This window comes from Streptomyces sp. SGAir0957 (assembly GCF_043523415.1).
The window spans coordinates 5,399,558-5,412,956 of sequence record NZ_CP027293.1 but is presented as its reverse complement, the minus strand read 5'-3'; the positions used below and the strand labels follow the sequence as shown (position 1 = coordinate 5,412,956).

Sequence of the window (13,399 nt, the reverse complement as noted above, 5' to 3'; positions counted from 1 at the left end):
TGCGCGACCAGCCACGACGAGACCCGCACCCGGCGACGGACACGCCCCCTACGGCGCGCCCCCCAGCCCCCACACATACGGCCCCGAGGGATCATCCAGCCACGCCCACTCCCGCCCCCCGCTCACGGTCACCCCGAACCGCTCCCGCCCCGGCCGCCCCTCCCGCTCGAACAACGCAAGCGCCTCCCCCGCATCCATGGCCCCGGCCGTGAGCGTCACCAGGAACCGGAACAGCTCGTCCCGCAGAGCCCGCCGAGGCAACCCCCCGACCTGCTGAACGGGCGGAGCCCCCTCGCCGCGCAGGGCGACGAAGTACGCCGGGGTGTGCAGGAAGCGGCCTTCCGCGTGCGCCGCGTCCCGCACGCTCAGGGCGAGCAGCCCGGTCGACAGCGGGGCAAGGATCCGCGCCCCGGGCGCACATTGCCCCAGCCACGCCACGGGCACCGACCGCAGCGCGCAGGTCACCAGGATCCGGTCGTACGGGGCCCGTTCGGGGCAGCCGCGCGTCCCGTCCCCGGTGACGACGGCGGGCCGGTACCCGGCGGCGGCGAGATGGTTGCGGGCGGATTCGGTGATCTCGGGGTCGAGGTCGACGGTGGTGACGTGGTCGTCGCCGAGCCGGTGCGAGAGGAGCGCCGCGTTGTAGCCGGTGCCCGCGCCGATCTCCAGGACCCGGTCCCCGTCCCGTACGTCGAGGTCGGCGAGCATGCGGGCCATGAGCGATGGCTGGCTGCTGGAGGAGACGAGTTCGCCGTCGCGCAGCCGGGTGGCCAGGGGCTGGTCGGCGTAGACGCCGCGCAGCCAGCGGGCCCGCCGCTCGGGGTCGGGGTGCTCGCCCCAGAGCCGTTCGTAGCCGCCGGGTACGCCGAGGAAGTAGTACGGCACGAAGAGGTGGCGCGGCACCTCCTCGAACGCGGCGCGCCAGCGGGAGCCCGGGTCCCCGCTCGCGTCCCACACCCCGCTGCGCGCGATCTCGCGCGCGAGCGCGGCCCGCGCCCGTGCGGCGGGCAGGTCGGGGTCGCCGACGTCGTCCGGTCCCATATGTCCACTGTGCTGCGGCGGCGCCGGATCGGCGAGACCTAAGCCCCGAGTCCTCGGTCCGGCCGTCTGAGAGCATGGACGGGTGACTGAGATCCCGCGCGACACGCTTCAGGAGCAGACGTTCTACGAGCAGGTGGGCGGCGAGGAGACGTTCCGCCGTCTGGTGCACCGCTTCTACGAGGGCGTCGCCCAGGACCCGCTGCTCCGCCCCATGTACCCGGAGGAGGACCTGGGCCCCGCGGAGGAGCGTTTCGCCCTGTTCCTCATGCAGTACTGGGGCGGCCCGCGCACGTACAGCGACAACCGGGGGCACCCGCGGCTGCGGATGCGGCACGCCCCGTTCCAGGTGGACCGGGCGGCGCACGACGCGTGGCTGGGCCACATGCGGGACGCGGTGGACAGCCTGGGGCTCAGCGAGGAGCACGAGCGGACGCTGTGGAACTACCTGACGTACGCGGCGGCGTCGATGGTGAACACACCCGGCTGACCTGCGCCCCCGTAGGACGGTGAGCGCACCGCCGACCGTGCGCCCGGGCCCGGCGACCGGTCCAGACCTCTTCCCCAATCCCGCCTCCTTCTGACAGCATCCGGACAGACTTTCGGGGGAGCACGACCAGCGCGTGCAACATGAACGGGGATGCGGGGGCGGCACGGGTGTGGGGTTTTGTCCTCCTACGGGTACGGGCGCACCGCCTGCTGCTGACCGCGGCGGTGCTCGCCGTCCTCCTGGCGACCTCGGTGCTCGCCATGCTCAGCTCCTTCTCGGCGGCGATCGGCGACGCCTCGCTGCGCCACTCCCTGCGCACCCGGGACGCGGCGACGACCGCGCTCGTGGTCCGCGCCGACGTCCCCGCCGAGGGGCGGGAAGCTGCCGTCGCCGCGCTCGACAAGGGCGCCCGGCACACCTTCGACGGGCTGCCCGTACACCGTGCGTCGTTCCTCACCTCCGGCCCGTACGCACTGCCGCACACCCCGCGCGGCCGGCAGCCCGACCTGACGAAGTTCGCGGCGGCCGAGCGCGCGGAGGTGCGGATCACCGAGGGCCGGATGCCGCGCGCGCCCCGCGGGGCGGTGATCGAGGCGGCGCTGCCGGTCGTCGCGGCGCGGCAGTTGGGGCTGGAGCCGGGCGACCGGCTCGCGCTCACCGACCGGCTCGGCGGGCCGGGGGTCACCGTCGTCCTGACCGGGATCTACCGCCCGGCCCGGCCGCAGTCCCCGTACTGGACGCTCGACGAGCTCGGCGGGCGCGGGGTGCAGAAGCTGAGCTACACGACGTACGGGCCGCTGCTCGCCGACGCGTCGGTCCTGACGGGCGGCAGGGTCAGCGACGGGACGTCGGCGTGGCTGGCGTCGGCGGACTTCCGGACGGTGACGACCGGGCGGATCGACGCGTTGCGCGAGGCCGCCCGCTCCGGCACGCGTGAGCTGCTGCGCAGCAAGGCCCTCGCGGGTACGACCGCGGTCGGCACGGGTCTGCCGGACGTGCTGGACCGGGCCGAGCGGGCGCTGCTCGTGGCGCGTTCGACGCTGCTGATCGTCGCCCTGCAGCTGGTGCTGCTGGCCGGGTACACGCTGCTGCTCGTCGCGCGGCTGCTCAGTGCCGAACGGGCGGGCGAGACCTGGACGTTGCGGGCGCGCGGCGCCTCCCGGGCCCGGGTCACCGGGCTCGCGGCGGCCGAGGCGCTGCTCCTGGCGCTGCCCGCCGCGCTGGTCGCCCCGCTCCTCGCGGGCCCGCTGACCCGGCTTGTCGCCTCGCAGGGCGCCCTGTCGCGGATCGGCCTCCGCCTGGACGGGGCCGGTACGGGCGGTGCGGTGTGGCTGGTCGGCGCGGCCGTCGCGGTGGGCTGCGCGCTCGTCGTGACCGTGCCCGCACTGACCTCGCAGGCCCCCGAGCGCGGCCGGGCCCGCGCGCTGCCCGCGCCGCTGCGGGCCGGGGCCGATGTGGGGCTGCTCGTCCTCGCCGGTGTCGCGTACTGGCAGCTGGACCGGCAGACCGGTGGCTCGGGCGCGATCAGCACCGACCGCGGCGGCCATCTCGGTATCGACCCGCTCCTGGTGGTGGCCCCGGCGCTGGCCCTGCTCGCGGGCACCGTGCTCACGCTGCGGCTCCTGCCGCCGGTGGCGCGGCTCGCGGAGCGGCGGGCGGCGGGCGGGCGCGGGCTGCCCGCGGCGCTCGCGGGCTGGCAGTTCAGCCGGCGTCCGATGCGCGGCGCGGGACCGGTCCTGCTGCTCGTCCTCGCCGTCGCCCTGGGCATGCTGGCGATCGGGCAGGGCGCCTCGTGGGACCGTTCGCAGGAGGACCAGGCGGACTTCCGCTCCGGCGCCCCGGTCCGCGTCCTGGAGACGGAACCCGGCATGGACCAGGCCGCCCGGTACGCCAGGACGCCCGGGGTCCGTGACGCGGCGCCCGGCTACCGGCTCCCGGTCTCCCTCGGCGACGGCAGCGTCGCGACCGTCCTCGCCCTCGACACGGCCCACCTCGGGGACGATCTGCTGCTGCGCGACGACCTCACCGGCGCGTCGCCGCGCGAGGTCGTCGCGGCGGTCCGGCCGAAGGACGCGGCGGACCCGGGCATCCGCCTCCCGGCGAACGCCTCGCGCGCCCACTTCGCCCTGCGCGCGACGGACGCGTCCGGCTCACGCCCCCGCTGGACCACCTCGGTCTCCGTGACCCTCCAGGACCGCTACGGGTTCGGCTACCGGCTGCACGTCGGCGACCTCCCGGTGGACGGCCGTGTCCACCGGCTCGGCCTGGACCTCGGTCCCGCGGCGGGCCCGCTCGCCGTGACGGGCCTCGACTTCGACACGGACGAACGCGTCGGCAAGGGCGCGCGGCACCGCATCGCGCTGGAGGGCCTGAGCACCTCAGGACCCGGCACGCGGGCAAGGGCGGTGGACCTGGAGGGCACCAGGTGGACGACGTCCATGACGGAGCGCCGCACCTCCCCGGCGGGCAGTTTGGGCGCGCCGACCCAGCCGGAGCTGGACGAGAACCGGCCCGGGAACACGATCGCCCTCGTCTACGGCACCGGCTTCGTGCCTCCGGAGGACGAGTCCGGGGGCGCCCCGCCCGGCGTGAACGTCCGCCTCGACCTCCTCCGGCCCGAGGTCACGGAGGTCACCGCGGTGGCCACCGACCGCTACCTCGACGCCGCGAACACCCGCGCAGGGCAGCGCGTCGACGTGAACCTGAGCGGCGCCACCGTACGGGTGCGCATCGTGGACAGCGTCCGCGCGCTGCCGACGACGGGCCCCGAAGCCGGTGCCGCCGCCACCGGCACGGACCCGGCCGCGGGCGGGACGAAGGACGGCGGCGCGCTCCTGCTCGACCTGCGCGCCCTCAACAGGGCCCTCGCCACCAGCGGCAGCGACCAGGTCGCCCCGAACGAGTGGTGGCTGTCCACCGTCCCCGGCGGCGCCGAGAAGGCCGCCGCCTCCTTGCGCGCCCGGCCCGACACCGATCCCTCGCAGGTCGTGGTGCGCGCGGAGACCGCCGAGCAGTTGCGGGACGACCCGCTGGGCGCGGGCCCGCAGTCGGCGCTGGTCGCGGCCGCGCTCGTGGCGGCGCTGCTCGCGGCGGTCGGCTTCGCGGTGAACACGGCGGGGTCCTTGCGGGAGCGGACCGCGGAGTTCGCGATCCTCGGCGCGCTCGGAACGTCGCGCCGCCGCCTGGCCCGCCTGGTCGCGGCGGAACAGGGCGTCCTCGTCGCGCTCGCGCTGCTGGTGGGGGCGGCGCTCGGCACGTTCCTGACCCGGGCCGTGGTGCCGCTGATCGTGCTGACCGGCGAGGCGACCAAGCCCGTACCGGAGGTGCTCGTGCACGTGCCCGCGCACCAGGTGGCGTTGTTGCTCGCGGGCATGGCCTGCGCCCCCGTACTGATCACGGCGGGGCTCGCGCTGCGGCGGCCGCCGCGCGCCGCGATCACGCTGCGCGTCCAGGGAGGCGAGTGAGATGGCCGCTGCGACGAGAGCCGTGGCGCCCTGGGTGCGGACCCGGCTGCGGACCGCGCCGGGCGCGGCGGCGGGCCTGTTCCTGCTCGTGCTGCTCACGTCGTGCCTGGCGGCGGCGTTCCCGCGGGCCGTGGACCGCTACGAGGACCGCGGGCTGCGGCAGGCCGTCGCCGACGAGGCGCCGGCCGGCATGGTCCTCGGCATCACCACGAACGAGCCGGGCATCGACCTGCCGCCCGACCAGCGGGGCGCCACCCTCACCGGGGCCCTCACCCGGGCCGCCCACCGGAAGATCGCCGCCACGCTCCCGGAGCCGTTCGTCACCGACCCGCGCGAATCGTCGTCCGGGCTGCGCACCATCGCGGAGGAACTGCCCGCCAGGGACGGGTGGCTGCCCCGACCGGGCGGCCTGGAGCCGCAGATCGAGCTGTACGCGCAGAACGGGATCGCCGGCCACGCGAAGGTCGCCGCGGGCCGGCTTCCGGGCCCCCGCTGGACGGCCACCCGGATGGAGGCGGCCGTCACCCGGGAGACCGCGCGGGCCCTGCGCCTGAAGCCGGGCTCGGTCGTGCACGTGCAGGGACTGAACGCGCGGCTGATCGCCGTGCACATCACCGGCATCGTCGTCCCCCGCCACGCCTCGGGCGCGTACTGGTCGGCGTCGCCGCTCCTGCGCACGCCGCAGGAGCGCCTCACGAAGGAGATGCCGCCGTCGCGGTTCTGGGCCGCCGCGTTCCTGCTGCACCCGGACGCCGCCCCGGCGCTCCTGAACGCGGGCCCGGTCGAGCAGTACTGGCAGATGTCCCCGGACACGTCGGCGCTCAAGGCGCGTCAACTGCCCGGCCTGCGGGCCATGCTGGCGTACACGGAGGACGGCCCCGGCCTCGTCGACCTGCGGGCGGCGACGGGGAACGCGACCACGACCGTCAGCAGCGGCCTCGTCGACGTCATCGACCGGTTCGACGCGCTGCGCTCCGGCATCACCCCGGTCGTCTCCGTCGCCGCGTACGGCACCGGCACCGTCGCCTGCGTCGTCCTGTTCATGGCGGCCGGGCTGACCGCGGACCGGCGGCGCGGCGAACTCGCGCTGCTGCGGGCGCGCGGCGCTTCGCTGCGCGGCATCGGCGGACGGCTGCTCGCCGAGACGGCCGTGACCGCCGTGCCCGCGGGGGCGCTCGGCTGCCTCCTCGCGGTCGCGGCCCTGCCGGGCGGGCGCCTGTCCCCCGCGCTCTGGGCCACCGGTGCGGTGGTGCTCGTGGCGTGCGCGGCGCTGCCCCTTCGCGCGATGGCCGCGCACCGCCGCGCGCGGCTGCACAGCGCCCGCGACGACGTGGCGACGGCCCGCCCCACCGCCCGCCGCACGGTCGCCGAACTGACCGTCCTGGTCCTCGCCGTCGGCGCCGTCGTGGCGCTGCGCCGCCGGGGCGCGACGGACGGCGGCGACAGCCTCGTCGCCCTCGCGCCCGTCCTGGTCGGCGTGGTCGCGGCGTTCGTCCTCGTCCGGGTGTACCCCCTGGCGCTGCGCCGCCTCGTCGGTCCCGCCGGCCGGCTGCGCGGCGCCGTCGGCCACCTGTCGCTCGCCCGCGCGGCCCGCGCCGAGGCAGGCACGGGGACCACCGTCCTGCCGCTGCTCGCGCTGCTCACGGCGCTGACGACGGCGGCGTTCGGCGGCAGCGTGCTCGCCGGGATCGACGCCACCCGCGACCACGCGGCGCTCCTCGCGACGGGCGCGGACGCGCGCGTGGACGGCGACGCCCCGCTCTCCGCGGCGCGTGTCACCCAGGTCCGGCGGGTCCCCGGCGTCACCACCGTCACCCCGGCCACGCTGCGCGACGCGGAGGTCAGGGAGGGCTCCCGCCGCCTGCCGCTCGCGGCGGTGGACCCGGAGTCGTACGCGCGCCTGTCGCAGCGGACGGGCCTCGGCGCCTTCCCGGCACGGCAGTTGAAGGCGCCGAGGGGCGACGAGGCGCTCCCGGCCGTCGTCTCCCCCTCCATGGCGGCGCTCTTCACGGACGGCCGCCTCGGCCTGTGGATGAACGGTGAGGACGTGACCCTGCGCGTGGCCGCCGTCCGCACCACGACCCCCGCGCTCCCCGACGACTTCCTGATCGTGGACCGCACGGCGCTCTCCCGCGCGACGGGCGCCCCGAACCACCCGACGACCCTGCTCCTCACCGGGGCGGGCACCGGCGCGGGGATCGACGCGGCGGCCCTGCGCGCGGCGGCCGCCCCCGACCGGCTCTCCGTCACCCTGCGCGCCACCGAACGCGCCCGCTACGTCGGCTCCCCCCTCCAGACCGGCGCCACCGGCATCTACGTGGCCGCCGTCGCCGCCAGCGCGGGCTTCGCCGCCCTGGCCCTGCTCCTCGCCCTCGCCCGCGCCGCGCCGGAACGCCTCGCGCTCCTGGCCCGCCTGCGCACCATGGGCCTCACCCGCCGCCAGGCCCGCCGCCTGCTGATCCTGGAGGCGCTGCCGCAGGCCCTGCTCGCGGCGGCGGGCGGCGCCCTGACCGGCTGGGCCGCGATCCGCCTGCTCTCCCCCGGCCTGGACCTCACGAGCCTGGCGCTGGCCCAGGCCCCGGGCGCGACGGCGCACCACCTCGCCACGGACCCGCTGTCGCTGCTCCTGCCCGCCGCGGCCGTGGTGCTGCTCGCGGTGGCAGTGGCGTCGGGGCAGGCGTGGTGGGCGGGCCGGGCGGGGTCCGTACGGGAGCTGCGGGCGGGTGAGGGGGCGTGAGCACTCCGACGCACACCGGCGACGGCGAACGCACCACCTCGGGAGAGAGGACGTCATGACGACCGAACACACCGGCACCCCGACCCTCGCGGAGCTGGAGGCACGGGCGTCCGCCCACCGGGACCGCCCCGCCTACGGCCACTCCGCGCTGATCAGCTGCGACCGCCTGGTCCGCGTCTTCACGACGGACGGCGTCGAGGTGCAGGCGCTCCAGGGCCTGGACCTCCTCGTGCAGGAGGGCGAGCTGATGGCACTGGTGGGCGCGTCGGGCAGCGGCAAGTCGACGCTGATGAACATCCTCGCGGGCCTGGACGAACCCACGGCCGGCGCCGCCAAGGTCGCGGGCTACGACCTGCTCACCATGGGCGCGAAGGACCGCCTCCGCTACCGCCGTGAGGCCGTCGCCTTCGTCTGGCAGCAGACCGCCCGCAACCTGCTCCCCTACCTGACGGCCGCTCAGAACGTGGCGCTGCCCATGCAGTTGCGCGGCCGTACCCGCCGCGCGAAGAAGGCGGAGCGCGCCACGGAGCTGCTCGGCCTCCTCGGCGTCGCCGACTGCCGCGACCGCCGCCCCCAGCAGATGTCCGGCGGCCAGCAACAGCGCGTCGCCATCGCCGTGGCCCTGGCCAACGAGCCGAAGGTGCTGCTCGCCGACGAACCCACCGGCGAACTCGACTCCCACACCGGGGAACAGATCTTCGCCGCGTTCCGCACGGCCAACGAGGAACTGGGCACGACCGTCGTCATCGTCACGCACGACCAGACGGTCGCGAACGAGGTGCGCCGCACGGTCGCCATCCGCGACGGCCGCACCTCGACGGAGGTCCTGCGCCGCACCCATGTGGACGCGGCGACCGGCCAGGAGTCCCTGGTCTCCCGCGAGTACGCGATGCTCGACCGCGCGGGCCGCCTGCAACTCCCCACGGAGTACACGGAGTCACTGGGGATGCGGGACCGGGTCCTGCTCGAACTGGAGGAGGACCACATCCAGATCTGGCCTGACGACCAGGAGAGGTAGGCGGCGGTCTTCGGGGGACTGGGCGGCCTTCGCGGGCGGGGTGGTTTCTGGGGGGCGGGGCTGCTCAGACAGGTGTGACGAACAGCCCGCCGAGCCCTCCGGAGGTACCCCGGCGCAGCGCCACCGACCCGTACGGCGTGCGCAGCCGCACCCACGGCCCCGCCGCGAGGACGTCGACGAGGTCGCCGCGGAGGAAGCCGAGCGAGGCCGCCGCGTGGGCGAGCCGGACCGGGACCCCGGTGGCGCCGATCTCGCGGGACCAGATCTCCCGGCCGAGCCCGTCGAGCCCGGCCCGGGTCCGCGCCTGCGGCGCCAACTCCTCGACCCGAACCTTGAACTCCCGTACGGCGGCCCGCACGAGGCCGCGCAACGCCTCGGCCCCCGGGAATCCGGCGAGCCGCTCCCAGCCGCCGCGCGGCGGCAGCATCCCGGCCCACGGCGGACCGGTGACGGCCGCCGGGACGCGGGCCGTGGCCTCGCCCTCGTCGACGGATTCGAGGAGTTCACCGGCCGAGACGGTCACGTCGAGCACGTCGTCGATCCCGTTCTCGTACGGCTTGAGGAGCCGCGCCGTACGGATCGCGAGGACCTCGAACGACGGCGGGCGCCCGAACACGGCGAGCGCCTGCCCGCCGGCCTGGGCCTGCAGCCGTACGGCGGCCGCCTTGTCGTAGTGCACGAGCCGGCCGAGGAAGGCGGCGACGTCCGCCGCCTCCCCCGCGTCGGCGAAGTGCAGTACCGCGGAGGGTGCGGGCGCGCTCATGCGGCGAGCGCCTCCGCGCCGTCGTCGAGGTACTCCCGCAGGAAGGACTTCTCGTCGTCGGTGATCCGGCGGGGCCGCTGGGCCTCGAAGTCGAACGGCACGATGACCGTCGACGCCCGGACATACACGGCGTCCGCGTCCTTCACCTCGTAGGTGAGGGTGAAGGAGGCGGCCCTTATCTCGGAGACCCACAGCTCGATGTCGACCGGCGCGTGCCGGTGGACGAGCTGCCGCTTGTAGTCGATCTCATGACGCGCCACGACAGACCCCTGCTGGAAGTCCTTGTCCGGGCGGAACAGGAAGTCGATACGGGCTTCTTCGAGGTAGCGAAGAAAGACCACATTGTTGACGTGGCCGTACGCGTCCATGTCCGCCCAGCGCAGGGGGCAGGCGTATACGTGGCGAGCCATCAGCCGCGGGTCAGCTTCTTGTACGTGGCCCGGTGCGGGCGGGCGGCGTCGGCGCCGAGCCGCTCGACCTTGTTCTTCTCGTACGACTCGAAGTTGCCCTCGAACCAGAACCACTTGGAGTCACCCTCGTAGGCGAGGATGTGCGTGGCGACCCGGTCGAGGAACCAGCGGTCGTGGGAGACGACGACGGCGCAGCCGGGGAACTCCAGGAGCGCGTTCTCCAGGCTGGAGAGCGTCTCGACGTCGAGGTCGTTGGTCGGCTCGTCGAGGAGCAGCAGGTTGCCGCCCTGCTTGAGGGTGAGTGCGAGGTTGAGGCGGTTGCGCTCACCGCCGGAGAGCACACCGGCCGGCTTCTGCTGGTCCGGGCCCTTGAAGCCGAAGGCGGACACGTACGCGCGCGACGGCATCTCGACCTGGCCGACGTTGATGTAGTCAAGCTCGTCGGAGACGACGGCCCACAGCGTCTTCTTCGGGTCGATGTTGGCGCGGTTCTGGTCGACGTAGCTGATCTTGACGGTGTCGCCGACCTTGATGGAGCCGGAGTCCGCCTCCTCCAGGCCCTGGATCATCTTGAACAGGGTGGTCTTGCCGGCGCCGTTCGGGCCGATGACACCCACGATGCCGTTACGGGGCAGGGTGAAGCTGAGGTCGTCGATGAGGACCTTGTCGCCGAACGCCTTGCTGAGGTGCTCGACCTCGACGACGATGCTGCCGAGGCGCGGGCCCGGCGGAATCTGGATCTCCTCGAAGTCCAGCTTGCGCATCTTGTCCGCCTCGGCGGCCATCTCCTCGTAGCGGGCGAGACGCGCCTTGGACTTGGCCTGACGCCCCTTGGCGTTGGACCGCACCCACTCCAGCTCTTCCTTGAGCCGCTTCTGCCGCTTCTCGTCCTTCTTGCCCTCGACCTTGAGCCGCTCGGACTTCTTGGTGAGGTAGGTCGAGTAGTTGCCCTCGTAGGGGATGGCGCGACCGCGGTCGAGCTCCAGGATCCACTCGGCGACGTTGTCGAGGAAGTACCGGTCGTGGGTGACGGCCACGACGGCGCCCTTGTACTGGGCCAGGTGCTGCTCCAGCCAGTTCACGGACTCGGCGTCGAGGTGGTTGGTGGGCTCGTCGAGGAGGAGCAGGTCGGGCGCCTCGATGAGGAGCTTGCAGAGCGCGACGCGGCGCTTCTCACCACCGGAGAGGTTGGTGACGGGCCAGTCGCCGGGCGGGCAGCCCAGGGCGTCCATGGCCTGCTCCAGCTGACCGTCGAGGTCCCACGCGTCGGCGTGGTCGAGGTCCTCCTGGAGCTTGCCCATCTCCTCCATCAGCGCGTCCGAGTAGTCGGTCGCCATCAGCTCGGCGACCTCGTTGAAGCGCTTGAGCTTGCCCATGATCTCGGCGGCGCCGTCCTGCACGTTCTCCAGGACCGTCTTCGACTCGTCGAGCTTCGGCTCCTGCATGAGGATGCCGACGCTGTAGCCGGGCGAGAGGAACGCGTCACCGTTCGACGGCTGCTCCAGGCCCGCCATGATCTTCAGGACGGTCGACTTACCGGCACCGTTCGGACCGACGACGCCGATCTTCGCCCCCGGCAGGAAGTTCAAGGTGACGTCGTCGAGGATCACCTTGTCGCCGTGCGCCTTACGCGCCTTGCGCATGGTGTAGATGAACTCAGCCAAGAGAAACCGTCCGGCAGTCGAGTGTGGCAGCGAGGGGCCCGCGAAAAGCGGCTCCACCGCGTGAGGGCAGATACACCCCATCTTGCCGCATCGCCAGTGCTGGGCGGAAACCCGTATCGAGGGGCGGGCTTGAGCTGGGGGTTCTGTGCGGGTGTGGGGGCCGGCGGCGGGGCGGACTCTGGGTGTGGGGGCCGACGGCGGGGCGGGCCTGCGTCCGGGTGAGCGGCTGAAGGGCCGGACCCGCGCCGGGGAGGCGGCGGGGCGGCCCTTCAGGTGGCTGGTGCGGCCTGGTCAGTCCGTGCCGAACTCCATCGCGGCGCGGTCGAGCAGCTCCGCGTCGGCGTCGGAGACGTCGCCGCGGGAGGCGATGGCCTCGGCGCCGCCCTCGGGCATGGTGCCGATGAGGCCCGTCGCGGCGGCCTGGGCGGCGCCGATCGCCGGGCCCGCGGTACCGATGAGGCCGATGCCGGCGTACTGCTCCAGCTTGGCGCGCGAGTCGGCGATGTCGAGGTTGCGCATGGTGAGCTGGCCGATGCGGTCCACGGGGCCGAACGCCGAGTCCTCGGTGCGCTCCATGGACAGCTTGTCCGGGTGGTAGCTGAAGGCCGGGCCGGTCGTGTCGAGGATCGAGTAGTCCTCGCCGCGCCGCAGCCGCAGGGTGACCTCGCCGGTGACGGCGGCGCCGACCCAGCGCTGGAGGGACTCGCGGACCATGAGGGCCTGCGGGTCGAGCCAGCGGCCCTCGTACATCAGGCGGCCGAGGCGACGGCCCTCGTTGTGGTACTGGGCGAGGGTGTCCTCGTTGTGGATCGCGTTGACCAGGCGCTCGTAGGCGGCGTGCAGGAGGGCCATGCCGGGCGCCTCGTAGATGCCGCGGCTCTTGGCCTCGATGATCCGGTTCTCGATCTGGTCGGACATGCCGAGTCCGTGGCGGCCGCCGATCGCGTTGGCCTCCATCACCAGGTCGACGGCGGAGGCGAACTCCTTGCCGTTGATCGTCACCGGGCGGCCCTGCTCGAAGCCGATCGTGACGTCCTCGGTGGGGATCTCGACCGACGGGTCCCAGAAGCGGACGCCCATGATCGGCTCGACCGTCTCCACGCCCGTGTCCAGGTGCTCCAGGGTCTTCGCCTCGTGGGTGGCGCCCCAGATGTTGGCGTCGGTGGAGTACGCCTTCTCCGTGGAGTCCCGGTAGGGCAGGTCGTGCGCGACCAGCCACTCCGACATCTCCTTGCGGCCACCCAGCTCGGTCACGAAGTCCGCGTCGAGCCACGGCTTGTAGATCCGCAGGTTGGGGTTGGCGAGCAGGCCGTAGCGGTAGAACCGCTCGATGTCGTTGCCCTTGAACGTCGAGCCGTCGCCCCAGATCTGGACGTTGTCCTCGAGCATGGCGCGGACGAGCAGCGTGCCGGTGACGGCGCGGCCGAGCGGCGTCGTGTTGAAGTAGGCGCGGCCGCCCGAGCGGATGTGGAACGCCCCGCAGGTCAGCGCCGCGAGCCCTTCCTCGACGAGCGCCTCGCGGCAGTCGACCAGGCGGGCCACCTCGGCACCGTAGGCCTGCGCGCGGCCGGGGACCGAGTCGATGTCGGGCTCGTCGTACTGGCCGATGTTCGCCGTGTAGGTGCAGGGGACGGCGCCCTTGTCACGCATCCACGCGACCGCGACAGAGGTGTCGAGGCCGCCCGAGAAGGCGATGCCGACGCGCTCGCCGACGGGGAGAGAGGTGAGGACCTTGGACATAGGAAGAGTATGCATGATTACGCATGACCATGCAATGGGGGTGGGGGGAAGGAACGGCGAACAAGACGGGGGGAC

General features: G+C 74.0%; 9 protein-coding genes. 4 read left to right on the top strand and 5 right to left on the bottom strand.

Annotated elements, in window-relative coordinates; all coding sequences use genetic code 11:
* Positions 1 to 48: 48 nt before the first annotated feature.
* A complete protein-coding gene (locus tag C1N81_RS29185; RefSeq protein WP_394434011.1) occupies positions 49 to 1,041 on the bottom strand; it encodes a methyltransferase domain-containing protein in 993 nt (330 codons plus the stop codon).
* A gap of 82 nt (positions 1,042 to 1,123) precedes the next feature.
* Between C1N81_RS29185 and C1N81_RS29180 the strand changes: the two genes are divergently transcribed.
* The 4 genes from C1N81_RS29180 to C1N81_RS29165 all read left to right on the top strand — a co-directional run bounded on the left by C1N81_RS29180 (position 1,124) and on the right by C1N81_RS29165 (position 8,747).
* Positions 1,124 to 1,528, top strand: coding sequence for a globin (locus tag C1N81_RS29180; RefSeq protein ID WP_394434009.1), 405 nt, complete (start codon positions 1,124 to 1,126; stop codon positions 1,526 to 1,528).
* Between the two features lie 140 nt (positions 1,529 to 1,668).
* On the top strand, positions 1,669 to 4,992 hold the full coding sequence (locus C1N81_RS29175) for an FtsX-like permease family protein (RefSeq protein WP_394434008.1): 3,324 nt from the start codon (positions 1,669 to 1,671) through the stop codon (positions 4,990 to 4,992).
* A gap of 1 nt (position 4,993) precedes the next feature.
* Entirely contained in the window at positions 4,994 to 7,729 is a 2,736-nt protein-coding gene (locus C1N81_RS29170; RefSeq protein WP_394434006.1) for an FtsX-like permease family protein, read from the top strand.
* A 55-nt stretch (positions 7,730 to 7,784) separates the two neighbouring features.
* A complete protein-coding gene (locus C1N81_RS29165; protein ID WP_394434004.1) occupies positions 7,785 to 8,747 on the top strand; it encodes an ABC transporter ATP-binding protein in 963 nt (320 codons plus the stop codon).
* Between the two features lie 64 nt (positions 8,748 to 8,811).
* Here the strand turns inward: C1N81_RS29165 and C1N81_RS29160 are convergent, their stop codons facing one another.
* The 4 genes from C1N81_RS29160 to argG form a co-directional block, all read right to left on the bottom strand.
* Positions 8,812 to 9,510: a hypothetical protein gene (locus C1N81_RS29160; protein WP_394434002.1), complete on the bottom strand. Its 699-nt coding sequence runs from the start codon at positions 9,508 to 9,510 to the stop codon at positions 8,812 to 8,814.
* On the bottom strand, positions 9,507 to 9,920 hold the full coding sequence (locus tag C1N81_RS29155; RefSeq protein ID WP_394434000.1) for an acyl-CoA thioesterase: 414 nt from the start codon (positions 9,918 to 9,920) through the stop codon (positions 9,507 to 9,509). The genes C1N81_RS29160 and C1N81_RS29155 overlap by 4 nt, the downstream gene beginning before the upstream one ends.
* Positions 9,920 to 11,584 carry an energy-dependent translational throttle protein EttA gene (gene ettA, locus C1N81_RS29150; protein ID WP_394433998.1) on the bottom strand — a complete coding sequence of 555 codons (1,665 nt, stop codon included), beginning with the start codon at positions 11,582 to 11,584 and terminating at the stop codon, positions 9,920 to 9,922. Before ettA ends, C1N81_RS29155 begins: the two co-directional genes overlap by 1 nt.
* 291 nt (positions 11,585 to 11,875) lie before the next feature.
* Entirely contained in the window at positions 11,876 to 13,324 is a 1,449-nt protein-coding gene (argG, locus tag C1N81_RS29145; protein ID WP_394433996.1) for an argininosuccinate synthase, read from the bottom strand.
* Positions 13,325 to 13,399: the final 75 nt, after the last annotated feature.